This window comes from Vibrio sp. CCUG 15886, from assembly GCF_028570825.1.
GTDB lineage: Bacteria > Pseudomonadota > Gammaproteobacteria > Enterobacterales > Vibrionaceae > Vibrio > Vibrio vulnificus_B.
The window spans coordinates 103061-128644 of record NZ_JAQQBT010000010.1; the positions used below are offsets into that span (position 1 = coordinate 103061).

The following is a 25584-nucleotide window of genomic DNA, read 5'->3' on the forward strand; positions in this document are numbered from 1 at the left end:
AATGGCAATGAAGCTGGTTTGGTTACGCAGAGACTTGCGCAGTGTGGACAACACTGCGCTCAATCATGCTATTGCGACATCACAAGAGGTGGTTGCCTGTTTTGTGGCCACCCCTTTGCAATGGCGTGAACATCATATGGCGCCCATGCAGGCCGATCTCATTGCACGGCGTTTGGCGGTGTTGGCGGAAGAACTCAACGCGCTCAACATCCCGCTGTTGTACGACGAAGTGGATGACTACGCACAAAGCGCAACACGCGTTGCAAACTGGGCTGAACAATTGGCGGTTAGTGAAGTGGTGTTTAACCGCGAATATGAAGTCAATGAGCGTGTTCGTGACGAACAGCTAGCCAATCAGCTCGCATCATCAGAGATTGGTGTTCTAGATGTTGAAGATAAGTGTGTGCAGGCACCTGGCTGCGTGTTGAATAAACAGGGGGACTATTTCAAAGTCTTTACACCGTTTAAAAAAGCGTGGCTGAAATCGTTTGTTCCACCACAGATCATTAAAACCTCAGCGGCGCAGCCGGTTGTATTGCCTGAAGCGCTGCAATCATCACTTTGGCATGAGCAGGCGCCGTTTAGCTATCCACGAGAAAGCAGCGAGGCATGGTCTGTTGATTCTCAACAGATTCGTGAGACGTTAAGACACTTCTGTCATGAGGAAGTGGATCGCTATCATGAGCAGCGAGATTTCCCTGCCACGGCAGGCACCAGCGTGCTGTCTCCTTATTTGGCGATTGGCGCCATTTCGGTCAGGCAATGCATTGCACGACTGTATTGGCAGCAAAGTTATCTGTCGAACGGACGTGAAGTGTGGTTGAGCGAGCTTATTTGGCGAGAGTTTTATCATCACCTGATTCATTTTGAACCCAAGTTGGTCAAAGGGCAGGGCTTTGTCGAGTGGGAAAAACATCTGTTGTGGCCAGCAAAACCGGACTGGTTTGAGCGTTGGTGTCGAGGGGAAACGGGCTATCCCATTGTGGATGCCGCGATGCGTCAACTCAACCAAACGGGATGGATGCATAATCGCTTGCGTATGATCGTGGCCAGTTTTCTCACCAAAGATTTGCACGTCAACTGGCGGTTGGGAGAGCAATACTTTATGCAAAAACTGGTGGACGGTGACTTTGCGGCCAATAATGGTGGATGGCAATGGTGTGCCTCGACAGGGTGTGACGGTCAACCTTATTTTCGGATCTTCAATCCAATTACGCAGGGAGAGAAGTTTGACCCGAATGGCGAATTTGTGAAGCACTGGCTACCAGAACTAGCAGAGGTGCCGAATAAGTTTGTTCATCAGCCGTGGAATTGGCTAGGTCACATGCAGTTAGATTACCCAGCGCCAATGGTTGATCACAAACAGGAAAGAGAGATAACCTTGTCTTTGTATACCCAAGCCAAGGATTGTCTCTGAATGGAAATGCCAAAACCCACATTGATTACGCTTTTCTGTGCGGCATTGATGAGTTGGAAGAGTGACGCAGCGACTTATGATCTTCCCGCAGAAGGCAGTCGGTTGATTGGACGCATCCAGCATCATGTTGTTGAAAAAGGCGAAACCATGGCGAACATCGCCAAGCAATATGATGTGGGTTTTCTGGCCTTGATGGCAGCCAATAAAGGGGTGGACCCATTTCTGCCTCAGGAAGGCTATGTGCTTTCCATCCCTAGTGAAATGGTGCTTCCGCCCGTGGAGTACCAAGGCATAGTGATCAATTTAGCGGAGTTAAGGCTTTATTATTTTGAGCCCGAGTTGGGTAAGGTGCACGTTTTTCCGGTCGGAATTGGCCGAGTCGGGCGTGATACACCAGAAATGGTGACGTCAATTCGTGAAAAAAGACCGAATCCAACTTGGACACCCCCTGCTTCCATTCGTAAAGAATATCGAGAAAAAGGCATCGAGCTGCCTAAAATTGTCCCGGCTGGGCCAGACAATCCGCTGGGCGAGTACGCCCTTCGCTTAGCGTATGGCAGCGGTGATTATTTGATCCACGGAACGAACAAAGATTTCGGTATCGGTTTGCGCGTCAGTGCTGGCTGCATTCGTATGGAGCCAAAGGACATTGAATGGCTGTTTTCTCAAGTGGACAAAGGACAGAGAGTGAAGATCATCAACCAGCCGGTGAAAGTCTCCCTTGAGCCGGGGCGAATTGTTTACCTTGAAGCGCACGAGCCACTCACCAGAAGCAATGGGGTTCAGGATGAGTTAGTTGTGCCAATAGAGTTGGATTGGTGGTTGAGCGAGTTAAATCTGAATGATTCGAAAGCGAAAGCGGTGATTGCGGCACAAAATGGTGTACCAGTAGAGGTAGCTGCGCCAGGTTTTGAGTAACCTGACGCAGTTTACAGCAATTACTTCGTGTACGACTGAGCGATGTTATCGATACGCTCGTTCGCACGTTCCGCTTCTTCTTGAGCTGCCATGGCTGCTGTTGCAGCTTCTTTGGCTTTCATCTCAGCGTCCGCTTGATTGCTCTTAAGTGCAGCCACTTCTTTTGTCAGTACATCGACTTGATTCTTAAGATCTTCTACCTGCGCCATTGCTGCTTTGGTTTGTTCATCTGGCCCCGATGCACAACCGGCAAGTAAAAGAACAGAAGAGGTGGCAGCTGCAATTAGGATCTTATTCATAAAAACTCCTTGTTCTATAATTGTCTGTCATTATTGACACTAATGTCATATGACTCTTTGATTGTAGCGACAATAAATGACAACAGCGAATTAAAAAGTGAGCAACGTCCACATATTGAAGGATTTTTACCGAGTTCTAACAGAGATGAGACGTTTTTCTGTGTTGTGTGTCGGATCTGGTTAGCCTATTGCTTGACATGAACTTGGGTAATCGAATTTTTAGGCCGATGTTTCCTGTGAAATGTGGATAATTTTTCTGTGATCTCTATCCTTTATTGTGCGGTTTAAGGTATCATTGCGCGTTTTTATTGATTCCCTCTCGGCGGCAAAATAAGCGGCCAAGATAGTGCAAAATAGTGGAGAAACCTTTGCAATTTAAAGATTTAGGCTTAGATAATCGCCTACTGAAGAACCTAAAGCACTTAGATTTTCAGAAAGCGACGAAAATTCAACAGCAAGCGATTCCAGTTGCGATTGCTGGTAAAGATTTGCTGGCATCCTCAAAAACAGGTTCTGGCAAAACGCTGGCGTTTGTTTTGCCTATGCTTCATAAGTCTTTAAAAACAAAAGCATTGTCAGCACGTGACCCGCGTGGTGTGATCCTTGCGCCTACTCGTGAACTTGCAAAACAAGTGTATGGCGAGCTTCGTACCATGCTGGGCGGCCTTTCCTACGACGCAACCTTGATCGTGGGTGGTGAGAACTTCAACGATCAGGTAAAAGCGCTGGCACGCTATCCTAAATTCATTGTCGCGACTCCAGGACGTCTTGCGGATCACTTAGAGCACAAATCTGTGTTCTTAGAAGGTCTTGAGACTTTGGTACTAGACGAAGCGGACCGTATGCTCGATTTGGGCTTTGCACCAGAGTTACGTCGTATCCACAACGCAGCGAAGCACCGTCGTCGTCAAACGTTAATGTTCTCTGCTACGTTGGATCACGCAGAAGTGAACGATATCGCATCAGAAATGTTGGATGCACCAAAGCGTATCGCCATCGGTGTGTCGAATGAAGAGCACAAAGACATCACTCAACGTTTCTACTTGTGTGATCACCTAGACCACAAAGAAGCGCTTCTCGAGCGTGTGTTGAGCGAAGCAGAATACCGTCAGGTGATCATTTTCACGGCGACACGTTCGGATACCGATCGTCTGACTGAAAAACTGAATGAGAAAAAGCTGAAAGCGATCGCGCTAAGCGGCAGTTTGAATCAAAACCAGCGCAATACCATCATGAGCCAATTTGAACGCACCGTGTTCAAGATCTTGGTGACGACGGATGTGGCATCGCGTGGTTTGGATATTTCAACCGTGACGCACGTGATCAACTTTGATATGCCAAAGCATACGGAAGAGTATGTACACCGTATTGGTCGTACTGGCCGTGCTGGTAACAAAGGCGATGCCATCTCCTTGGTCGGCCCCAAAGACTGGGATAGCTTTAAACGTGTAGAAGCTTACCTTCAGCAAGACATCGCTTTCTCTGAATTTGATGATCTTAAGGGCAAGTTCAAAGGCATCAAACCGCGTAAACCCGATTTCCGTGCGAAGAAACAAGCTACAACGAAGAAAGCACGCCCACAGAAGAAGGCTGTGTCGAAAGCACCAGCGAAGCGCGATAAGAGCTTCTACCAAAATGTGGCAGTGGGTGACTCAGTGTTTATTCCTAAGAAAAAACCTGCCGCACCAACGGAAGAGTAACCTTCCTAGCTTTATCGCCTAAATGACAAACCGCCCCGATGTTTCGGGGCGGTTTTTTTTACCTCGGTTCGGGAGAATTGTATTTGAGTAATTACTTAAACTGATATCTATTCTCATTTGAATTTGTGATCTCTATCACTGTTTTTGGGTAAATGATAATTGATGTTATTTGCATTTGAAGGCAAACTAGCATCCTTTCATTTACTTTATAAATGTAACTTCCAAAACTATGAAATTTATTCATCTTCTTTTGATGCTGGCATGGCTCCCGGCAGGGTTGAGTTTTGCTCAAAATTCCTCTGTGACGGATAAGGATGCTAAAGACAAGTATGAATGGCTGCGAGATGATTCACGCAGTTCACCGCGAGTGCGTGCTTACTTAGAAGAGCAGAATCAGCTTGCAGCAAAAAGACTGCTTAAAAGTGAGAGTTTGGCACAAATGCTGGAGAAGCAGTGGCAAGCGATGCAGCCTGAGAAAGGTGAAGAACCATGGGGTTATCGCGAAGGAGAGGAATGGAAGCTAACTAACCAAGGCGGCAGTTTGCAATTGATGCGCCGCGACCCACTTACTCAACAAGCAGAGGTGGTGTTCTCGTTTGCCGAGCGACAAAATAACACGGCTTACTATCAAGTGGGTGAGTGGGCCATCTCGGCAAAGCGTACGCACTTGCTCTTTACCGAAGATCGTCAAGGTAGCGAGCGATATCAAGCGGTGTTGGTCGATTTAAAACAAGGCCATATGGTTGAAATTGCGAAAGGTTTGGACACGCCAGTGCTGCTCTCTCGCGATGGTTTGACCGCTTATGTGATTGAGAAAGATCAGGCTCAGCGTCCATCGAACATCATGGCGATTGAGCTAGAAACGGGTCGTCAGCACAGCTTGTGGCAGGAAACTCGAGCAGATTGGTTGATGTCGTTTTATGCCGCCAGCGATGCAAATTACGCGCTATTGCAAAGCAACAATGAAAACAGTAGCGAACAAAAAATCCTCAACTTGCGCACTGGAGAAGTTTCCACTGTTCTGCGTAAAGCTGAGCAAGGGATGGAATATTATGCGGATATCAGCCAGCAAACGCTTTTTGTTCAGAGCAATCATGCCGGTGATTTTCAGCTTTATCAGGCTCCGTTGCAGGCACCGATTGATTGGCAACGCTTTAGCGATCACGTCACAACGCTGAATCAGTTTTATCTGTTTTCGGCAGGTGTTGTGGTGAGCGCGAGTCAGGGTCCGGATTCATTACTTTCGGTATTAAGCTACCGCGGTGAACTACGCAAGCAGATCCCCCTGAATCATGCTGGTGAAGCGGCTTGGATTTCGAGAAATGGCGACTTTGCTAGCAACAAAGTGCGCATTCGTAGCATGTCGATGACCACGCCACCGACATGGCGAGAGCTAGACGTGAGCTCGCTGAGCATCAAAGAGATTGCCCAAGATCGCTACGCCAATTACCAAGCCAATTTGTACCATACTGAGCAGATTTTGGTTCAATCTTCTGGTGTTGAGGTTCCGGTCACGCTGGCGTACCGTCGTGACAAGCTCACGGCAACTTCCCCAGTGATTCTTTATGGTTACGGTGCTTACGGCTTTACCATGAAACCTTATTTTATGCCGCAGACCATCAGCTTACTTGATCAAGGCGCCATCTACGCAGTGGCGCACGTTCGAGGGGGTGGCTACTTTGGCGCGTCATGGCACGATGCTGGGAAGGGGATCCACAAAAGCAACGCCATCGCTGATTTTGTCGCCGCCGCGCAAACACTTCGCCATGTTAGCTTGAATGAGGTGGGGGCAGAGCCGGTGCAGCGCGACATTTACCTAATGGGATCCAGTGCTGGCGGCACATTAGTGGCGGCAGCGATCAACCAAAAGCCAGAACTGTTTGCTGGGGCCGTGCTCAAAGTGCCGTTTGTCGATGTGCTCAACAGCATGTCGGATAGCCGATTACCGCTGACTGAGCAGCAATATGGAGAATGGGGTAATCCTGAGCAGCCCGCTCAACGAAAAGCGATGCAAGATTACGACCCCTATCTCAACCTTCAATCGGCCACTTATCCGCCCATGCTGGTGCAAATTGGTTGGCACGATCAGCGTGTGCCTTATTGGGAAGGGGCGAAGTACCTGACAAAACTGGCGGCGCTTAGTACAGGAACCGGGCCTTATTTGTTGCAAACGGATTTTGATTCAGGCCACGCTATGGACAGGCGTAAAGGATTGGCGCAACAAGCCAAAGAGTATGCTTTTTTACTTTCACTGATCGAAACATCGAATAAATCGGAGCAATAAATGAAACTAACGCCTGTCTCAGCGGCGGTACTGTCGGTACTCGCTGCCAACTTCGTGCACGCCGAAAATGACCACGCCGTGATGGAAGAGGTCGTCGTGACGGCTAATCAAATCGAGCAACCGCTCTCAGAAGTGGCGGGCTCTGTGTCGGTGATCAGTGGTAAAGAACTAGAGAAAAAAGGCCAAACGGAGCTGTACGATGCCCTGCGTAATGAGCCCGGCGTCAGTGTCACGGGAGGCGCGGGTCGGCCACAAAACATCGCCATTCGTGGTATGACGGGCAACCGAATTATGATCGTTCGTGATGGCGTGCAAAGCGCCGATGGTTTTGGTGCCAATGACATCAATGACAAAGTGGGGCGTAATTCCTTTGACTTGGTCAACGTCAAAAGTATTGAAGTAGTGAAAGGAGCCAGTTCATCCATTCATGGCTCAGGCGCGCTGGGTGGCACCGTCGTGATTGAATCGATGCAGCCGAGTGACTACTTAAAAAACGATGATTTCTATGCTGATGTGGCCACCACGTACTCTGGCATCAGTGATAAAACCCAACTGATGAGTAATTTGGCCTTTCGCTCAGGCAACACCGATTCGTTGTTGACGGTCGCGTATTGGCAAGGAAAGGAAACGCGCAACTTCAATCAAGATAACTACCAACGCGAGTTAGAAGGGGCGAGTGCCAATTACCAGCTCAACCATTTTGTTGGTGATGCGCTGATGTTAAGTATTGCCGCAGATGCCTATCGTGAAGGGCAAATTCGTCGCGAAGGGAGCTCAGGTATACATGCGGATGGCAAATGGGATCAAAACCAGTATTACGAAGACTCGCACGTCACGGATCTCGGTGTTTCGGCTGGGCTGGAATATCAGCCTATGGACGCATTTTGGTTCGATGAAGCCAAAGCTAAGTTGTATTGGCGAGACATGGCGGATGTTGAAGATATCAACCGTCTCTACGGCAGGCTGGATCAAAATGGCATTACGGAGCAAAAACGCAGTTTAGAAAACAACGAATTTCTCGACCAGCTGGTGGGCTTTCGTACTGACATGACCAAAGCGTTTGCCACCGACCAAACCGAGCACCAGCTTGCTTATGGCTTGAAAGTAAACAGCAACCGCTATTCGAGAACGTCTGAGCGTCAATCTTTGGTTTCGGGCGGTTCAAGTGCGTTCAGCAAACAACCTTTCACACCAGCCAAAGCGCTCAGTGTGGGCATCTATGGCTTGGAAATGATGCAGTATGGCCGCTGGACAACCACGTTAGGATTGCGTTTTGATGCTCACCGCCTTGCGCCAGATGGCGATGGACACAGTAACGGCTTTGCGAAGAAGAATATTGACAGTCAAGAGTGGTCACCGAGCTTCTCTATCGCAAGAAAAGTGGCTGACGCTCACCAGCTCTATTTTTCGTACAACCATGGTTACCGAGCGCCAACGTACGACAAAGCATACGGCTATGTGTCTCATGAAGACATTCCATTCACTCCGTTTATCATCATTCCTAATATGGATCTCAAAGCCGAAACCAGTGATTCGTTTGAGGTAGGGCATAAGTTTGATAACGGTACCTCACGCCTTTATGTGGCAATGTTTTACCAACAATTTGATGATTTCATTGATGTCAAAGAAGTGGGTATGGTTGGCCCTGTGACGCTGAAGCAATACCAAAACCTCAACGGCGTTGAAACCTATGGTGCAGAGCTATCGGCTGCCCATCAGATCAACGAGCAATGGTTACTGGCGACGAAAGCCGGTTATGTCGATGGCAAAAATGACCAAGGCGAATACATTCGAACCCTGACACCAGTAGAAGGCAACGTTAAGCTGGGTTACGCCAAGCAAAACTGGTCTGCATCTTTGTTGTGGAACTGGGCTGCGAGTATGGACCGTGTACCGGTGTGTGTGAATGAGTTCAATCAAGAAGTGTCGTGCGCCAAAACGGAGTCGTGGCACAGCTTCGACCTGTTTGCTTCCTATTAATGGAATAAGGATCTGACGTTGAGCGCGTCCATCGTCAACCTGTTCGACAATGAATACATTCGCTATCAAGACGTGGCGGGCATTTCACAAGCCCACACCACTTATTCCACTGAGCCGGGGCGCTACTTCACGGCCAACGTGAAATACCAGTTCTAAGCGCAAGGAGTTGAAAATGAAGACCAAACTCACCTTACTTGCCCTGCTACTGGCGATGAATCCGCTGGCTAACGCAGCGCAGTGGGACTATCCCGAAGAGCGAGTGACCTTGAATAGTGCCGAGCAAGTGCAGCAGTTCGTTCAACAGCATTATGCTGATCAGGGCGAATTTAAACTCAGGTATCAAACCACCTCACTGTTGGGCCATCACTATAACTTTGATGTTTGGCAACATGGGCAGTACCAACAGCAAAAGAGCCTTGTGGTGACAACGGATCCGCAGCACCGAGTGGCGCGCGTGTTTCGTAGTTTAGAAAACACGGTGTTGCTCAATGGCGAACCAACCACGGCGGTGGAGTTGGAACACCCTAGAAGACTAGAGGCGGATTTCCCCCCCGCCCTGGAACAAGGTGAACTCGAAACGGTTGAAATACAGCTATTCGACCCTGATCTTCGCACGCAACAACAACTTCCGGCCCCAAGCAGTGGCTGGAACAGCATGGATGACTACCCTGGCGCGATGGAATATCAACGCCGAAACGTCAGCTTGCTAAAAACCGATCAGGGTTATTTTTTACGCAACCGAAATGTGGTCGAAGTGGATGCGAAAGCGCTGATTTCAGTGGAGGCACAAGATGGTGTGCCAGTCAGAGACGAAAGCGGTTTTGCGGCGCCGTCGGGGATTAGCCATTTTGCAGCATTGGCGGATCTGCAAGCGCTGCAGAGCAATGATCCGCGTTTTTTGGCAGTGATGGCGTTTTACCATCTTGATCATTCGCTCGAATACACCAAAACATTGGGCTATGCGCTGTTTAATGATCCACTCAAGTTTGATGGGCGTGGGCTGTCTGCCAACAATTCTACCTATTATAAAGGCCCTCAGGCGGCGATGTTTGGCTTGGGCGGTGTTTCACCAGATGCGATGGATGCCGATGTTATCTTGCATGAGCTTGGCCATGGTATTCACTATCAAATTGTGCCCGATTGGGCATATGGCCATAGCGGCGCGATCGGCGAAGGTTTCGGTGATTATTGGGCTGGCAGTAATAGTTATCGTCAGCAATATCTCGATGCCGCAAGGCGTGGCCAAGAGTTTGAACTGGATACAGTATTCAATTGGGATGGCGTGTTTGGCAATCGTCTCTCAACTCGAAGCTTGTGGAACCAACGTGCGCGCTATTTTGAGCATGGCCACTATCGAGCGCACGAAAGTGTTGGGGGTGAGTTGGGTGATGAATTGTGGTCAACGCCGCTGTTCCAATCCCTGAAGGAGTCGGTCTCCTTGCTCGGTGAAGGGGATGAGCGTGTGTTTCGCGAGTTCGATACGATCGTTTTACAAGGCATGTATGGCCTCGGGCGCGGTGTAAAGATGCACGATTTGGCGGAAAGCACCGTGCTGGCTGCCGCCACTCTTTATCCTGAAAAACCGTATGCTGAGATTTTGCAGCGCCACTTTAAACGACATGGCTTGTTAAAAGCGCCGTTTATCAGCCGTCTTGAAAGTAAATACATCACGGATGCGAAACCGCTCTCCATTGAACTGGTGGCCAATGGTCGAGCTGCAGACGTTGAAGCAAGACTTTCTCTTCAGCAACAGATCTTGGTGGAAAAGCAGAGCCAACTGACCGATTCATTTACCCTAAGCGCGGAGTTACCAGAAGGATTGGTATGTGGCCAGCCGTTTGTCGCGCAAGTGGAGGCTGATTATCGTCATCAGCCTTGGCTGGCAAAGCAGCAGTGGCAAGAGTCGATCACCTTGGTACGAGGTGTACCTCAGTTGGTCAACCGTGCCCAGCAGATGGACGTGCGACTGAATGATGCCAGCACTGACGCGCAGGGCCGTTTTAACGTCGGGCAACAGATCTTCTCGCAGACATTTCTTGATCGCGACGTCACCATTGGCGAACAGTTCGCCATTTATCTCGATATTGACCACGCATCAATGGCGGATCTGTCCGTCACTTTGACTTCACCAAAAGGTGACAAGCTGGTGCTTTGGAATCACCAAATCAGTCAGGGTAACGGCTTCAAAGGCTATTTCACGGTGGCTCACGACGCGCAATTAGCGCCCTTACTCGGTCAGCAAGCCTGGGGACGCTGGCGTCTAGAGATCATGGATTCCATCGAAGGCAATCAAGGTCGGTTAAACGCGTGGGGCATCAGCCAGTTTGAGCAATACCAATGCAATGAAACCCGTGCAGATAGCACATCGAAAAAATCGGGTGGGCAACTCAATCTCTTTGCTCTCTGGGCTCTCTTTTCCATTTTTGTGGCTCGAGCGTTTTGCTCTCGTCAAAATTTAAGCTAAGCAGAAGAAAACAACATGAAACGACACTATTCCCTTATTGCCTCCGCGCTGCTCTTGGCAGGCTGTGGTGGTTCATCATCTGGTGGCGGCGCCACCAACACGGCGCCCACTTATTCATTATCCGGTCAAGTTGCGCTGGCGGAAGCGAACAGCACGAACACCAAAGTGTGTGTGGACTACAACCAGAACTCGCGTTGCGATCAAACGGAAAGCGCCATCGCATTGGATGGCAATGGCCAGTTTCGTTTTCAGTCGACGAGCAAAACTTTCTATCGTCGTCCGGTATTAGCCGAGGTGGCGTTGGCGGGCAATCAAACCCTCTTTCTTTCTACGCCGGGGCAGAGCAAAGAAAAAGGCATGGTGATCAATGAAGTCACGTCATTGATTTCTGCCATGGTCAATGAAGGCGCTACCGTGACGGTTGCCAAAGAAAAATTACAACAACAGTTAGCGGATGCGGGCGTTGCGGTGGGAGACGATCTTCTGACGATAAGCCAACCGAATGGCCTTGAGGTGTTGAGCGAGAACGTGCGCCGAGTGCTGGGTAAAGTAAACAGCCACGAGCAATCGCGAATTTTGGCGCAAATTGCCCACCAGTTGCAGTTTGCTGGGCAACATTTCGCGACGGATGCGTTAAGCGAGCAAACCATTGAGCAGTGGCTCGAAGCGATCAGAAACCAGCCAATACAACGCCAAGTGATCAACGATACCGGGGTTGTTAAGCATTTCTCTGGCAACAGTGTGAGCTTAGAAAACGCGCCAAGCGAGCATTATCCGGGCCAAGATGCTTCATTTGGTTTTGATCGACTTGATACGCAGGAAAGCACACAAAATGGTTTCAAACTGGTCAAGCTCGATGGCAATGGCAACCCATTAGCAGATGACGCTGAGCAGTGGTCTTGTGTTCAAGATCTGCGCACAGGCTTGATCTGGGAAAACAAGAGTGCAGATGCGCAGTCGCTTCAATATCGCGATCGTATTTTCACCCTCAAGTTACCTCGTTTCGAACCGTACGCGGAAGATCTTGCTGCGTCTGGGTGCCACGATGCGGGCGACAACATTTGTACCACGCAAGATTACGCGGAGCAGCTGAGTCAGCAAACCTTGTGTGGGCAAACCAACTGGCGCTTACCGACGGTGCAAGAGTTCTACAATCTCATCGATTTCGGCGAGCAATCTCAAACGGAAACCGGCCAACAAAAAGGATTGAATCAGCGTTACTTCCCTCAGCAATCATTGGGGCATGCCGATCTGGATCCGTATGGCTACGTATGGACATCGACGGTGAAATTCAATCAATACAACGCGTATGCGACCGAAGGCAGCATCCAATCGGCGGCGGTGCGACTGTTGGGTGAAGACCGAGGCCAAATCGAATACTTTGAAATTTATTCCGACATGGTGGCAGCCGATTCAGGCACCTCTTTCCAACTACCTGTCCGCATGGTTGCAGCAAAAGGGAACTAAGATGAAAAAAACACTCACAACATTGGCGCTGGTTCTTGCTTCAAGTTCGGTATGGGCAGAGCAGCAATGCTTAGACAGCTTGACCCCAACGGCATCGAATGCCCGTTTTAGTTACTCAGAGCTCGGCACCGTAACCGACAAGCAGACGGGTTTAACCTGGATGCGTTGTGCCGTTGGCCAGCAGTGGAATCAAGATCAAGATCGCTGTGAAGGCGAGGCCCAGTTAGAGAACTGGCAAAGTGCGTTGCAAACGGCGCAAGCGGTTGATGACGAAAACGCCAACCACGCCTTGTTCAATTTTGCTGGTAAGCGTGGCTGGCGAATGGCCAACATTAAAGAGTTAGTCTCTTTAACGGAGGCTGCGTGCCATTCCCCATCTCTGAATGCTCGAGCTTGGGGTTCGGCATACACGGTAGAGCTGGGCAATTTGGCGGTTTATATCTGGAGCAACACACCATCCACGCAGGGCGCGTCAGCACTGAGTTTTGACAGTGCCAATGGCGAAGTGTATCACCACGCACAAACTCAGGGCCTGAGTGTATTATTGGTGACTGAGCAATAACTAAGGGCTATCTAAGTCTACTTGCAATAAAAAAGCGCATCGAGATTCGATGCGCTTTTGTTTATAGTCAAGCCAAGAGTGACGTTGTTATAAGTATATGTATGATTAAAGCTTGAATTGTGAAACGAGCTGATGCAACTGCTTGGAATAGTCTGACAATTGTTTGGCCTGCTCGGTGGCGGTGACGGCAGCCTGTGCGAGTTCATTGGAGACGTCATTCACCGCTTGAGTATTGCGGGTGATTTCTTCGGTCACCAACGATTGTTCTTCCGCGGCGGTAGCAATTTGCGTCGACATATCATTAATGCATTGCACGCTCGCCATGATTTTTTCCAAGCTTTGATAAGCGGTTTCTGCATCAGACACCGATTGCTGCGCATTGGCATGGCTTGCCGTCATGGTATTAACGACTTTATGCGTGGCCGATTGCAATGTCTCAATGGTTTTTTGAATCTCGCTGGTGGACGTATGCGTACGCTGGCTGAGGATGCGGACTTCGTCTGCCACAACTGCAAATCCTCGTCCTTGCTCACCAGCACGAGCGGCTTCAATGGCGGCATTCAGCGCCAACAAGTTAGTTTGTTCAGCAATCTCTGAAATGACAGAGAGAATATTACTGATGCTATGCACGTGGTGCTCTAGCTCTTGAAGCTCGGCGGCAGAGCGTTCCACATCGGAAGCTAATGCCAGGATCGACTGTTGACTGCGCTGTACTTCGCTGACCCCTTGGCGAGAGACATCGACTGTGGCTTCGCCTTCTTTTGAGGTGTTTTCAGCATTTATGGCAATTTCGTGCGTGGCCGTTGACATCTCAGTCACGGCGGTCGCGACCATATTAATTTCATCTTGTTGTGTCGCAATACGCTGGCTGCGGTGTTGTGCTTGTTGCGCCGCGTCTTGCGCTTGGTGATTAAGCTGCTGAGAAAGCGTGACGATTTGACTCACCATGTCGTGCATGTTTTTCACAAAGGTATTGAAGTTTTGAGCAAGCTGACCAACTTCATCTTTTGAGCTGATTTGAATCTCATGCGTCAAATCACCTTCACCTTGTGCTATTGCTTTCAACGCGAGTGAGACTTGGTAGAAATCTTTCAGCAGATAATTGATGAAGAGAGAGATAATGACGATCAACACCAAGGTCATTACCACGCCTTCCAATAACAATTTTTGCAACAGCTCCGAATAGCTTTGTTCTTCGGTTTGACGATCCATTTCAATCGCTAAGATCCAATCGGTGTGGTTGATTTTGTCAAAATAAATCAACTTTTCTGCGCCATTTCTGTTGAGGCGTTGGATCTCGTTGTTCTCCATGGCTTGGTGGATACCCGCTAGCGAGATCTCACGTGAATACGCAGAGAAGGGTTGCATCTCTAGTGAGGTCTGAGGATGAGCAACAATGGTGCCTTGTTCGTTGATCAGCATGGCATAGGCGTTGTCGCCAACCTTGTATCCTGCAATATTGGCTTGAACTGATTGCAGTGAAATATCGGCGCCCATAATCGCGATGATCTCTCCACGTACTTTGACTGGCGTGGCGAGTGTGACCATTGCTTGCTGTGTTTCAGTGCTGACATAAGGGGCGGAAACGATACTGCGATTTTCTTTGAGTGCTCGCTGATACCACTCAGCATTACGAGCGTCGTAGTTGGGGTATTTCGCATCCTGACCAGAAAGATAGAGGCTTCCATCACGAGTGGCGTAATAGACATCCAAATACTTCGCTGACTCTTTAGCATGGCGCATGGTCTCTTTGGCTTGCGTCAATTGCTCGATATGAGCGGCGGATTCGAGGATCTGAATATTATTCTCTAACCAGTATTGCAAAGCAGGAGCAGCGGCTTCAGAGACGCTAGTAGCACGGGCGTAGATGCCTGAGCGTGTCTGCTGCCACAAAATGCTGGAGGATTGCCAGATGAAGACACCCGTTATGGTGAGGACGCAGAGCAAAACAGACAAGATAATTTTGTTTTTCAAAGTGAGCATGGATAGTTTCATGATGGTCAAAGATAGGTCAGTTGTTTGGTATTCTATACTGTTAAATTGATTAATGGAATGCCATTCTGTTATTTGTTCGTCACCTTTTTCCTTGTAGTGAAAAAGATTAAAGATGAACAGCTTAAGTGGAGAGTAGAAGAGTGGCCCTGTCTCGCCAATATCATTGGCGTAGGCATTTAGTTATCTGACTGATTTTTATGAAGATAGGCTTTGTATGCCTATGTAAGCGTTGCTTAAGTTGACTTACACAGTGAGTCGGCGATGAAAAAACGCCCTACCAAAAGGCAGGGCGTGTGACTAGTGTGTTGACGTTAGACTTTAAAGTATCCTAACTGTTCTTTTTGATTCTCCGCGAGAGAGGAGAGTTCTTGGCTCGCTGCTGCCGCTTGAGTAATGCCCGTGACATTTTGGCTCACCAGCTCGTAAATGTTGCTCAAGTTTTGGTTAATATCTTTGGTCACTTGGTTTTGCTCTTCAGACGCGGTGGCCACTTGAGCGCTGATCAAGGTGAGCTCTTCAATTGAGTGGCTAATTTCACTTAGGCTTTGGCTCACTTCGCCCGCCAGTGTTTGATTGCTCGCCAGTGTTTCAAGGCTAGAGTTCATGCTCTCATTCGCGCGTCCAGATTGCGTTTGCAGCTCTTCAATAATGGCTTGGATCTCTTTGGTGGAATCCTGCGTTCTTGCGGCGAGCATACGAACTTCGTCAGCGACCACTGCAAAGCCTCGACCACTTTCTCCCGCGCGAGCCGCCTCAATGGCCGCGTTCAGTGCCAATAGGTTGGTCTGCTCTGAGATGCTTTGAATCACCTCAATCACTTTACCAATTTGCTCAGACTGAACTTTCAGCGAAGTCACTACACCTGCCGCCTGATTGAGCTGCTCAGCCATCTTATCGTTGGCGCGATTATTTTGTTCAAACATGCTGAGAGTGTGTTTTGCCAATTGGTTGGCTTGGCTAGAAGCCGTATCCGCTTTGACTGCATTGGCGGTGACATCTGCGGCCGTGGATTCTAACTGGCTAACGGCAGAGGCGACTTGCTCCACTTCATTTTTCTCTTGATCAGAATTGACGCTTGATTGTGTCATCACAGCGGCGAGCTCTGTTGAGGCCGACGCCACATCCACACTAATACGAACCAATGCGTCCACGGTATTACGCAGTTGATGAATCGTGGTATTCACGTCTTGAGCCAACTGTGCGACTTCGTTTTTACCTTCCGCTTGAGCTTCTACTAACAGATCGCCTTTAGCGACCGCTTGCATTGTGGTTTGTAGCGAGCGAATCGGTTTTACGATCATATGAGCCAACACCATGCTAATGATGGCTGCGATGGCCAAAATACCAAGCATGGCAAAAACAGAGAAAGTCAGCGTAGCGTTGTGTTGATTGCCGTTGTCTTTCACGTCTTCAATGGCAATTTGATTGAGTTTTTGCGAAAGCACATCAATTGCTTTGACCATCTCTTCGCCAGCTTTGCGGTAGGCGGTCATCGCAACATCGTACTGTTGTTGAAAATCGGAAGAGAGGTAGCTTTCACCGTGCTTTACCTTGAGCAAAGGCAACATCACATCACGTGAGTAATCGACATAGTGGTTAAGTGCTTTGCGCATCTGTTCCACTTCATTTTTCAGACCCGGTACGGTTTCAATCGCGTTGAGCAGTGAACGGATCTCGTTTTGCTTGTCGGATAACACGGGGATCAGTGTGGTCAGATCGTCTGGGCGAAATAGGCTGTAAATCGCCTTGATCCGCATTCCGTACATGTTATCGACAATTTCACCTAATTCACCTTTGTGAACGATGAGTTGTTCGGTGGAAATAGTTACACGCTCAAAAGCATGTTTTAAGTTGCTTGCGCCAAGGGTGACCCCCCCGAGCAACAAAACGATAGTAAAAGCAACAGGAACCAACACCTGCGCTTTTATCGAAAGTGTATTTAAAAAACGACGCATTAAAAACGACCCTCTGTGAACAAATAATTAATGAGAATGAATATTATTGTTTTATTTTTATTAGTGGATGATTGTAACCATTCGCCCGCTGTATTCAATGACTTATTTAGTTACAAATGTCACTAGTAGTTTGTGGTCACTCTCAAAATTGGCGGGTAAATAGCAATTATCAGAGAGTGCTCACAATGTGCGTAAAGCACGATTTTTCATAGAGTAAAATGTCTCGGCTAAAAAATGAGCTTTTCAATAAAACCGCTTTCATAACGGCTTTATTGATAGATATGGTGGGGTTACTTCATACGATTTGTTACACATTGATGCTGCTCGATTGGTGGATTTATTCGCACAACTGTCAGCAATGTGTCACAGAGGGTTCAATTAAGTGAAACACAACTGTCATATTCACATCCTAAAGTGAGCATCGTTCAAGTGAAACACAACGGCAATTTGGCCAATAAAGGATATTGTGATGAAAAAGACAGTAATCGGTGCAATCGCTCTTATGAGTGCTCTGACAGTGACAACCGCTTCGGCAAAAGAAACGATCTCTGCAGTGGGTTCAAGCAGCGTAACTCCACTGATGGAAGTTTTCTCTGAAACATACATGAAGAAAAACCCAGAAGTTTTTATTGAAGTTCAAGGACCAGGTTCATCGGCAGGTGTTAAAGCGGCAAAAAATGGCTCTGCAGATCTCGGTATGTCTTCACGTGACCTAAAATCGTCTGAGAAAGAAACCGCTTTGGTTGAAGAAGTGATTGCTCGCGACGGTATCGCAGTGGTTGTTAACCCAAAGAACACGCTGAAAGGCCTGACTGCTGAGCAAGTTTCTGCCATCTACAAAGGTGAAGTGACGAACTGGAAACAAGTCGGTGGTGAAGACAAACCTATCGTTGCAATTACTCGTGATACAGCATCAGGTACACGTGGCGCATTTGAAGACATTCTTAAACTGAAGAAGAAAATCTCGGGTAAAGAAGTGTCTGCAATCTCTCAACGTGCTCAAGTGGCAAACGGTAACGGTGCACTGAAAACGATGGTTGCTTCAAACCCTTACGCTATCGGTTACATCTCGCTAGGTACTGTTGATGAGTCGGTTCACCCGCTAGCTATCGATGGCACGGATGCGTCTATTTCAAACGTGAAAAACGGTTCGTACAAAGTGGCTCGTCCATTCCTTGTTCTTTACAAGCAGGGCAAACCATCTGCTGAAACGCAGAAGTTCCTTGATTGGATGCTGACCCCTGAAGCACAAGCCATTGTAGAGAAGAAAGGCTACATCTCAGTTAACTAAGTAATGATTTAAAAGTTTGCTCAGCCCAATAAAAAGGGCTGAGCGTTTTCCATTCACTTCGACTTGTTCGAAACGTGAGATTAGATTCATGACCATCGCAACAAATAGTGAAAAGCTTATGAATAGTGAAGCTAAAGCTATCGATAAACCTCGTTTACGTACGCAAAAGCGCATTGACTGGCGCGAACGTATTTTCCATGGCTTGTTTTTGACCAGTGCGGTTATCGGTATTGTTTCTCTAGCCGTGATTGCCTACTTCATCATCCGAGAAAGTATTCCAGCTTTCCAAGAAGCGGGCGTCTCAGGCATTGTGTTAGGCCAAGATTGGTTACCACCGGCGCTTTATGGTGTCGCCACCATGATCGTTGCCTCGATGGTATCGACGTTTGGTGCGGTTCTTGTTGGTGTGCCCGTTGGGGTACTGACGGCGGTTTTCATCGCTGAAATTGCACCTAAACGTGTCGCAGATATCATTCGTCCTGCGGTTGAACTGCTGGCAGGTATCCCTTCGGTCGTTTACGGTTTCTTCGGCTTGGTGATTATTGTTCCATTGATTCAAAACGTATTTGATGTGCCTGCGGGTAACACCATCTTAGCGGGTATCATTGTGCTTGGTGTGATGATCCTACCTACGGTAATCACCGTTTCTGAAACCTCGATTCGCGCGGTGCCGAGAGCTTATAAAGAAGGCTCACTGGCGTTGGGTGCATCGAAAATCTTTACTATTTTTAAACTGCTCGTTCCTGCGGCACGCAGCGGCATCATGACTGGCGTTATCCTCGGTATTGGCCGTGCGCTGGGTGAAACCATGGCGATCATCATGGTGATGGGAAATGCTCCTGCCATGCCTCAAGGCTTATTGGATTCAGCTCGTACGCTAACGGCGAACATTGCGATTGAAATGTCATACGCCAGTGGTGTTCACGCCAATGCGCTTTACGCAACCGGTGTGGTGCTGTTGGTGTTCATCATGGTGTTGAATGCAGCGCTGCTTTACCTCAACCGAGAAAAAGCGAAGTAATCGCAAGTTAAGGTGATATTTATGGAACGCGCAAAATTAAAACAATCTCGTCAAGTAAAAGACAACATTCTGAATGCTCTGGTTTGGGCGGCAGCCGCTCTGACGGTGGGCTTCTTGTTCTGGATTATCTGGTACATCCTTTCTAACGGCTTGCAGCATGTGGATTGGAACTTCATCTCTGACAATTACACCCGTACAGGTGAAGAGCATGGCATCTTCCCGATGATCATTTCGACCATTTACATGGTTGTGGCATCGATTGCTGTTGCCGCACCGCTAGGGATCATGACGGCTATCTACTTAACAGAATACGCCAAAGTGGGCAGCCGATTGGTTAAGGTGATTCGTTTTTGTACCGAATCCTTGGCTGGTATTCCGTCGATTATCTTTGGTCTGTTTGGTATGACCTTCTTTGTCGCCATTCTTGGTCTGGGATTCTCGATTCTCTCGGGCGCCTTAACGTTGAGTATTCTTATCCTGCCAGTGATCATCAGGACGACGGAAGAGGCGCTGATGGCGGTACCGCAAACCTACCGCGAAGGTTCATATGGTCTCGGTGCATCAAAAATCTATACCATCTGGCGTTTGATTCTGCCGAGTGCAATGCCTGGTATTTTAACCTCGGTGATTTTGAGTATTGGCCGCGTGATTGGTGAATCAGCACCAGTGTTCCTTACCGCTGGTATGGTGGCACGAATTCCAGACTCACTACTGGATTCTGGCCGAACACTGACGGTACACCTCTATAAGTTGACGACAGAGCTGTTTACCATTGATGAGTGGAACCAGGCGTACGGCACAGCCACCGTACTGATTGTGGTGGTGCTGTTGATCAACATGGTAACCAAATTAATTGCAAAACGTTTTAACACAGCGACTTACTAACGACGAACAACAAAAGACGCTCAAAACGCTCATTGAAAAGAATTTAGAGATTAAGACTATGAACAAATTTGATATCGAAAACCTAGACTTGTATTACGGTGAAAACCAAGCGCTGAAAGCGATTAACTTACCGATCCCCGTTCGTCAAGTCACGGCGCTTATCGGCCCATCTGGCTGCGGTAAATCCACCTTATTGCGTTGTCTGAATCGCATGAATGACCTGATTGAAGGGGTGAAGATTACTGGCAAGTTGGCAATGGACGGCGAAGACATCTATGGCAACGTTGATGTGGCGGATCTGCGTATTAAGGTCGGCATGGTGTTCCAAAAGCCAAACCCATTCCCGATGAGCATCTATGAGAACGTGGCGTATGGTTTGCGTGCACAAGGCATCAAAGACAAAAAACACATTGATGAAGTGGTCGAGCGTTCACTACGTGGCGCGGCGTTATGGGATGAGGTGAAAGATCGCTTGAAATCGCATGCTTTTGGTCTTTCTGGTGGTCAACAACAGCGTTTATGTATTGCGCGCACCATTGCGATGGAGCCGGATGTCATCCTAATGGATGAACCGACGTCTGCGCTTGACCCAATTGCGACGCATAAAATTGAAGAGTTGATGGAAGAGTTGAAGAAGAACTACACCATTGTGATCGTTACGCACTCCATGCAACAGGCGCGTCGAATTTCCGATCGCACTGCCTTTTTCTTAATGGGTGAGCTGGTGGAGCACAACGATACTCAAGTGATCTTTAGCGAGCCAAGTGATGACCGCACTCGTGGCTATGTAAACGGCGATTTTGGTTAATCAGCGAATTGACGTTTAAACGGAATTATAACTATAAGCGATGGTACTTTTGCCCCTCTCTCAGAGGGGCTTTTTTGTTTTTGTACTGCAAACGCACGGCAACAAAATGCAGTCTCTCTCTCGCTTAAGACAATCGTCGTGACAAAAATGCGAACGACTTAACAGCTGATTCGAAATGCGTTTGATTGCACATTGTCGGACGGTTACTTTTAAACGCAATTCCCTAAAATAATAATGGTGTTGGCAAAGTGAATTTCAGGAGCTTTATGCGTAAGGTGTCGGCGACCAGAGACCATAGGTTACTGGCGGAGACAATGTTTGAATATCTCGCAGAACTGATGGAAGTGGATGCGATGGCGATATTTGATGATCCTTGCGTAAATACGTCGTTGTCATTGCGTTTTTGGTCCGGACAGCCAGCGCCTTTGGTGGATTTTCCCAGCTCTTTTTGGCAATGGGCGAGGCAGTTTGATACCTCGGAGAGCTTAATTCCTTTAGCCATCAATACCTGTAACTGGGATCACCGTGATCTCTTCGGGGGAAACAGCTACATCATGATGCTGGATAACTTCCCTATGCTGCGAACTTACATTCTGATCCAAGGGGTCAAAGCGGGCTCTGCCGATCATATCTACGAGAAAACCCACGATGCGATGCAGTTGATTGCGGCCAGATGGCAATGTATCCGTGCGGAAAAACAGGCGTCGTTAGAGATCAAAAATCGCGATATCCGTGAAGCGCAGTACATTGACGAAATTAACCATCGTGAACGCTTTATTGACAACATGAAGCTGGTGCAAGAAGTGGCATTGGAAATCTCCAACCCCAGCACGTTAAACGATCTCTATCGTAAAGCGGTTGAAGCGCTGCGAGACAGGTTGGGCTTTGATCGATCGACCTTTATGTTACTCGACATGAAAAAACGCTGCTTCAACGGTACTTATGGTACCGATGAACACGGCAACACCGTCAGTGAGTTTCACACGCAATACGATCTTCATCAGTTGGGTGAAGAGTTTGTTACCGCTCTCTCTTCACGCGACACCAATCTGGTGATCTCTAATGAAACCCCGCTATACACCGCAGGGAAAGTAGTCGGGCAGGGGTGGAACTTGATGTTGATTCTACGTGATGGCCATGAACCGTTCGGTTGGCTGGCGCTGGATAATTTTATTCACCGTAAGCCGATCACCAGTTATCAAAAGCAGATGCTGCAATCTTTTGGTTCGCTGCTATCGCAAATTTATATTCGCAAACGTCAAGAACAAAACGTACGAATGCTCCACTCAAGCATGGTTGAATTGTCGCGTTGTACAACGGTGAGTGATGTGTGTAAATCGGCAGTCTCCTTTGCGATTCAGCATCTTGGCGTTGATCGCATGGCGGTGTTTCTTACCGATGAAAACTGCACTTATATGCAAGGCACTTGGGGGACGGATATTCAAGGCAACGTCGTGGATGAGTCCTATTTCTTTGGTGAGACACAAGACTTTGCTTTGATTAATCTTGCACGTTCAATGCCCAACGAGGTTGCCTTTGAAGACTCCGTGCCGATTTACCATGACTGCAATATCGTCGGTTTTGGCTGGGGGGCAATGACGTTACTGACCAGCAATACCAATGGTCCGATTGCGTTTATTGCGGTGGACAACTTGCTGACTCGCTCACCGCTGACTTCGCAGCTTAGGGAAGTGATCCGCATGTTTGCCTCCAGTTTGGCGGAAGTGTTGCAACGCACTCAAGCGCAAGAAGCGATACGAGAGCTCAACGAAAATTTGGAAAAAGAGGTTCGTAAGCGCACCCAAGAGTTGGAAGAAGCAAACCGTCAGCTCGAAGTGTTATCCAAATTGGACCCACTTACTCGTCTTGGCAACCGACGCATGTTAGAGCATGTCATGGAGTCCATCTGCCATAGTGAAGAGGAAAAAGCGCTCGCGTTTGGTCTGATCCTTATCGATATCGATCATTTTGGCTTGTTCAACAATCATTATGGTCATTTGGAAGGCGATATTGTCTTAATGCGTATTGGCCACATCCTTGAGCACCACAGTAATGGCAAAGAAGAAGTGTTTTGTCGCATTGGTGGGGAGGAATTTGTGATGCTGATGGTTGGCAGTGAGGCCAGTGGTGTTTTGCAGCGTGCGGAGTGCATCCGTCAGTGTATTGAGCAAGAGCAAATTAAGCATCAGGTCAATCCAAATGGCGATCGTTTAACCGTTTCTATCGGCGTGGCGGTCGATCAAGTTCAAGCTCGCGATCTGCATTTCGATAAACTCTATCAACAGGCTGATGTTGCTCTCTATCGTGCTAAGGCGGAGGGGCGAAACCGAGTTTGCAGTTATCAATCACTGTCGGTTGAAGCGATCTAACTCTGCTGCCGCTTAAGCGAGCGAAAAAGAAAAGGGCGAACAGTGTTGTTCGCCCTTGTTATTTTTGTGTTGTCTAAACGAAGCTAGAGCTTCGGCATGTCAAAAGAGGTTTTATCGTTTGAGGCTGAGCGACTTTGCTTGATCAGTGTAAGTAAGTGCTCCGCCTGCCATGGTGAAGGTGCGTGCGAGTAGGTCGCTTGGTGCATGGCTTTTAATTCTGATTCGATTGCCTGTTTTACTGGTTGAGAAACCGTGGTGGTTTTCATCCACTGGCGAACGAGGGCTTCGATTTTGACGGCATCTTTGTCAGCAATCGCCTTTTGCAATGCTTGCATCGATTCAAGCGCGTTATTGGAGGCTGTATTCTGAGGCTTATCTGCACTTGTTCCGCGATGTTTATAGCAGTAGAGAGCGGCGATGAGGGTAAGAATCCACAGTGAGGCAAACGTCCAGGTTAAGTAAAACCAAATGGTTGTATTTTGAATAGGCTCTTGGTGGGTAGAGTCTGGGCGAAGGTTTGTCTCACTAGCCTGCGCTGGCTGCTCAGGCAAAGTAAACACTTGCGCCGAGCCCGGTTTAACCTTGAGTTGACGCCCCTCGAGTGCGGCTGTTTCTTGTTGGTCAGAAACCGTGTTCCACCACACCAATTGCAGTGAAGGTAAGGTTAAATCACCGGTTTCGGTTGGGATCAGTACCTGCTTCAGTGTCATTTGGGTTGTACCGTTGTCCAGAGTCTTAAATGCAGGCTTTTCATCGTACACTCGTACTGAAGCGGGATAGTCGAACTTGAGAGTTGGTAACTGGTTTTCATTGAGCCCTTTTGCTGTCAGAGTGATTTCACGCGTGATGCTGCTACCTTGCTCAACGGTGTTGTTCTCGCCGCCATCTTGATGCCATTGTTGAACAAGCGACAGTTGTTGAGCGGGCAGCCAAGGCTGCGCGGCGTTGTTAGGAATGGCCTTTACCTTGATCGATTGACTTTGCGGCTTGCCATCTAAGGTCAATATTTTGGTAGAGCCCGTTAAGCTGTCACCATAAATATAAGAGCCGCGTAATAACGGGCCTTTGAGTTCAAAAAAACCGGGTTGGTTGGCGGTAAGTTGATAATTCTGCTCAATGACAGTGATTTGAAGACCCTGTTCAACACGCTGAAATTGGCGAGTTTGCCCCTTTAGCTCTATCTCTACGCCTTGAATGGACGGTGGGGTGATGCGCGGATTTTCGAGTCGACGGGGATCCGCCAGAATCCGAATCTCCACCTTTAACGGCGTGGATTGCTGAGGATAGAGCGTGCTTGTATCAAGTTGCATCGAGTATTGAATAATATCTGACACGTTTGGTTCGTGTTGATCGACAGACACTTCCAGTGGGATTGGCGCAGTGCTTTCGCCATCAACAGAGAATGCAGGGATCGTCACGATACCAGCGCGATTGGGTGCGATGGAAAGTGTCCACTCACTGAGCTTTGAAGATTGGCCATTAATGTAATTGCTTGAATTGACAAAACGTGGACTTGAGGTGAAGAAATCTTGGCTTAACGCAGAAAAATCAATGTCATTGGCATCGAGTGAATAATCGGCTCGCACCGTGAGTTGAATCACTTCGTTTTTCGAAACCTTGGTTTTATTTACGCTCGCAACCAGACTCTTTGCCGCCAGAAAAGGCGTAAAAAGCAGTGTCGATAGCAAAATGAAAAAGGGTGTCATTCGATTCATAGCTTACTCATTACCACGTTTTATCTTTATTATCAGGAGCTGGTTTCTGCTGCGCTTGCAGCAACATTTGTGCTTTAAGCAGATAAGCAGGATCGCGTGCGTTTTCAACGGATTCCAGTTTTTTAAAGTCTGGATCGTCTGCGTTTTTCGGCGCAGGTTGTTGGGCTTCTACGCTTTCTGGCTCCGTCTCTCTTTTGGGGGCTCTTTCTTGCGCGGGTTTATCGCTCGGCTTAACTTGTTCTTCACCCTGTTCGGATGGTTTTTTCTGTCGTTGAGCATCGCCTTGCTCATTGTTTTCTTGAGACTTTTCTTTCGCCTCTTTTGGCGCATTTTCGCGATTTTCTGATTGACTCTGATTATCACGATTGGAAGACTTTTGTTGCTGTTGCTGTTGCTGTTGCTGTTGCTGTTGCTGTTGCTGTTGCTGTTGCTGTTGCTGTTGCTGTTGCTGTTG

Annotated in this window: 16 protein-coding genes and 2 pseudogenes; 13 read left to right on the top strand and 5 right to left on the bottom strand. The window is 48.1% G+C overall.

Annotation, left to right across the window (positions count from 1 at the left end):
• Nucleotides 1-7: 7 nt before the first annotated feature.
• Together phrB and PQQ36_RS16580 are read left to right on the top strand one after the other, a co-directional pair.
• A complete protein-coding gene (gene phrB / locus PQQ36_RS16575) occupies nucleotides 8-1417 on the top strand; it encodes a deoxyribodipyrimidine photo-lyase (protein WP_273661851.1) in 1410 nt (469 codons plus the stop codon).
• Nucleotides 1418-2335 (top strand): L,D-transpeptidase family protein, encoded by a 918-nt coding sequence (locus tag PQQ36_RS16580; protein ID WP_434076548.1) that lies wholly within the window; start codon nucleotides 1418-1420, stop codon nucleotides 2333-2335.
• 20 nt (nucleotides 2336-2355) lie between these two features.
• On the opposite strand, the gene PQQ36_RS16585 is transcribed toward PQQ36_RS16580, so the two are convergent.
• Nucleotides 2356-2634, bottom strand: coding sequence for an Lpp/OprI family alanine-zipper lipoprotein (locus PQQ36_RS16585; protein ID WP_011082394.1), 279 nt, complete (start codon nucleotides 2632-2634; stop codon nucleotides 2356-2358).
• A 356-nt stretch (nucleotides 2635-2990) separates the two neighbouring features.
• On the opposite strand from PQQ36_RS16585, the gene PQQ36_RS16590 reads away from it, so the two are divergent.
• From PQQ36_RS16590 to PQQ36_RS16615, 6 genes and pseudogenes are all read left to right on the top strand, one after another.
• Nucleotides 2991-4334 (top strand): DEAD/DEAH box helicase, encoded by a 1344-nt coding sequence (locus PQQ36_RS16590; RefSeq protein WP_011082395.1) that lies wholly within the window; start codon nucleotides 2991-2993, stop codon nucleotides 4332-4334.
• Nucleotides 4335-4563: 229 nt separating this feature from the next.
• Nucleotides 4564-6618: a prolyl oligopeptidase family serine peptidase gene (locus PQQ36_RS16595; RefSeq protein ID WP_273661852.1), complete on the top strand. Its 2055-nt coding sequence runs from the start codon at nucleotides 4564-4566 to the stop codon at nucleotides 6616-6618.
• Nucleotides 6619-8754: pseudogene (locus PQQ36_RS16600) on the top strand (TonB-dependent hemoglobin/transferrin/lactoferrin family receptor).
• Between the two features lie 16 nt (nucleotides 8755-8770).
• Nucleotides 8771-11062, top strand: coding sequence for a proprotein convertase P-domain-containing protein (locus tag PQQ36_RS16605; protein ID WP_263188313.1), 2292 nt, complete (start codon nucleotides 8771-8773; stop codon nucleotides 11060-11062).
• Between the two features lie 15 nt (nucleotides 11063-11077).
• Nucleotides 11078-12529 carry an Lcl C-terminal domain-containing protein gene (locus tag PQQ36_RS16610; protein ID WP_263188311.1) on the top strand — a complete coding sequence of 484 codons (1452 nt, stop codon included), beginning with the start codon at nucleotides 11078-11080 and terminating at the stop codon, nucleotides 12527-12529.
• A gap of 1 nt (nucleotide 12530) precedes the next feature.
• Nucleotides 12531-13091 (top strand): Lcl C-terminal domain-containing protein, encoded by a 561-nt coding sequence (locus PQQ36_RS16615; RefSeq protein WP_026131034.1) that lies wholly within the window; start codon nucleotides 12531-12533, stop codon nucleotides 13089-13091.
• A gap of 105 nt (nucleotides 13092-13196) precedes the next feature.
• Here PQQ36_RS16615 and PQQ36_RS16620 read toward each other — a convergent pair whose 3' ends face one another.
• A complete protein-coding gene (locus PQQ36_RS16620; protein ID WP_072616240.1) occupies nucleotides 13197-15086 on the bottom strand; it encodes a methyl-accepting chemotaxis protein in 1890 nt (629 codons plus the stop codon).
• A 311-nt stretch (nucleotides 15087-15397) separates the two neighbouring features.
• Nucleotides 15398-17041 (bottom strand): methyl-accepting chemotaxis protein, encoded by a 1644-nt coding sequence (locus PQQ36_RS16625; RefSeq protein WP_194592263.1) that lies wholly within the window; start codon nucleotides 17039-17041, stop codon nucleotides 15398-15400.
• Nucleotides 17042-17510: 469 nt separating this feature from the next.
• On the opposite strand from PQQ36_RS16625, the gene PQQ36_RS16630 reads away from it, so the two are divergent.
• The 5 genes from PQQ36_RS16630 (at nucleotide 17511) to PQQ36_RS16650 (ending at nucleotide 23415) form a co-directional block, all read left to right on the top strand.
• On the top strand, nucleotides 17511-18332 hold the full coding sequence (locus PQQ36_RS16630; protein WP_039538541.1) for a phosphate ABC transporter substrate-binding protein: 822 nt from the start codon (nucleotides 17511-17513) through the stop codon (nucleotides 18330-18332).
• An 88-nt stretch (nucleotides 18333-18420) separates the two neighbouring features.
• The gene (pstC, locus tag PQQ36_RS16635) at nucleotides 18421-19353 is read left to right on the top strand and encodes a phosphate ABC transporter permease subunit PstC (RefSeq protein ID WP_224635375.1); all 933 of its coding nucleotides are present in this window, start codon (nucleotides 18421-18423) and stop codon (nucleotides 19351-19353) included.
• A gap of 21 nt (nucleotides 19354-19374) precedes the next feature.
• Complete coding sequence (pstA, locus tag PQQ36_RS16640; RefSeq protein WP_038940001.1) at nucleotides 19375-20238, top strand: phosphate ABC transporter permease PstA; 864 nt, start codon at nucleotides 19375-19377, stop codon at nucleotides 20236-20238.
• A 58-nt stretch (nucleotides 20239-20296) separates the two neighbouring features.
• A complete protein-coding gene (pstB, locus tag PQQ36_RS16645) occupies nucleotides 20297-21046 on the top strand; it encodes a phosphate ABC transporter ATP-binding protein PstB (protein ID WP_011082406.1) in 750 nt (249 codons plus the stop codon).
• Between the two features lie 248 nt (nucleotides 21047-21294).
• Nucleotides 21295-23415 carry a sensor domain-containing diguanylate cyclase gene (locus PQQ36_RS16650; RefSeq protein ID WP_273661853.1) on the top strand — a complete coding sequence of 707 codons (2121 nt, stop codon included), beginning with the start codon at nucleotides 21295-21297 and terminating at the stop codon, nucleotides 23413-23415.
• Between the two features lie 83 nt (nucleotides 23416-23498).
• On the opposite strand, the gene PQQ36_RS16655 is transcribed toward PQQ36_RS16650, so the two are convergent.
• Together PQQ36_RS16655 and PQQ36_RS16660 are read right to left on the bottom strand one after the other, a co-directional pair.
• Nucleotides 23499-25130, bottom strand: a complete 1632-nt coding sequence (locus PQQ36_RS16655; protein ID WP_273661854.1) for a BatD family protein — start codon at nucleotides 25128-25130, stop codon at nucleotides 23499-23501.
• 10 nt (nucleotides 25131-25140) lie between these two features.
• Nucleotides 25141-25584: pseudogene (locus tag PQQ36_RS16660) on the bottom strand (hypothetical protein); the annotation flags it as partial.

Excerpts from the sequence above, each read along its gene's own strand:
- phrB (WP_273661851.1), top strand. The coding sequence starts at position 8 with ATGAAGCTGGTTTGGTTACGCAGAGACTTGCGCAGTGTGGACAACACT.
- PQQ36_RS16580 (WP_434076548.1), top strand. The coding sequence starts at position 1,418 with ATGGAAATGCCAAAACCCACATTGATTACGCTTTTCTGTGCGGCATTG.
- PQQ36_RS16585 (WP_011082394.1), bottom strand. The coding sequence starts at position 2,634 with ATGAATAAGATCCTAATTGCAGCTGCCACCTCTTCTGTTCTTTTACTT.
- PQQ36_RS16595 (WP_273661852.1), top strand. The coding sequence starts at position 4,564 with ATGAAATTTATTCATCTTCTTTTGATGCTGGCATGGCTCCCGGCAGGG.
- PQQ36_RS16605 (WP_263188313.1), top strand. The coding sequence starts at position 8,771 with ATGAAGACCAAACTCACCTTACTTGCCCTGCTACTGGCGATGAATCCG.
- PQQ36_RS16610 (WP_263188311.1), top strand. The coding sequence starts at position 11,078 with ATGAAACGACACTATTCCCTTATTGCCTCCGCGCTGCTCTTGGCAGGC.
- PQQ36_RS16615 (WP_026131034.1), top strand. The coding sequence starts at position 12,531 with ATGAAAAAAACACTCACAACATTGGCGCTGGTTCTTGCTTCAAGTTCG.
- PQQ36_RS16620 (WP_072616240.1), bottom strand. The coding sequence starts at position 15,086 with ATGAAACTATCCATGCTCACTTTGAAAAACAAAATTATCTTGTCTGTT.
- PQQ36_RS16625 (WP_194592263.1), bottom strand. The coding sequence starts at position 17,041 with ATGCGTCGTTTTTTAAATACACTTTCGATAAAAGCGCAGGTGTTGGTT.
- PQQ36_RS16630 (WP_039538541.1), top strand. The coding sequence starts at position 17,511 with ATGAAAAAGACAGTAATCGGTGCAATCGCTCTTATGAGTGCTCTGACA.
- pstC (WP_224635375.1), top strand. The coding sequence starts at position 18,421 with ATGACCATCGCAACAAATAGTGAAAAGCTTATGAATAGTGAAGCTAAA.
- pstA (WP_038940001.1), top strand. The coding sequence starts at position 19,375 with ATGGAACGCGCAAAATTAAAACAATCTCGTCAAGTAAAAGACAACATT.
- pstB (WP_011082406.1), top strand. The coding sequence starts at position 20,297 with ATGAACAAATTTGATATCGAAAACCTAGACTTGTATTACGGTGAAAAC.
- PQQ36_RS16655 (WP_273661854.1), bottom strand. The coding sequence starts at position 25,130 with ATGAATCGAATGACACCCTTTTTCATTTTGCTATCGACACTGCTTTTT.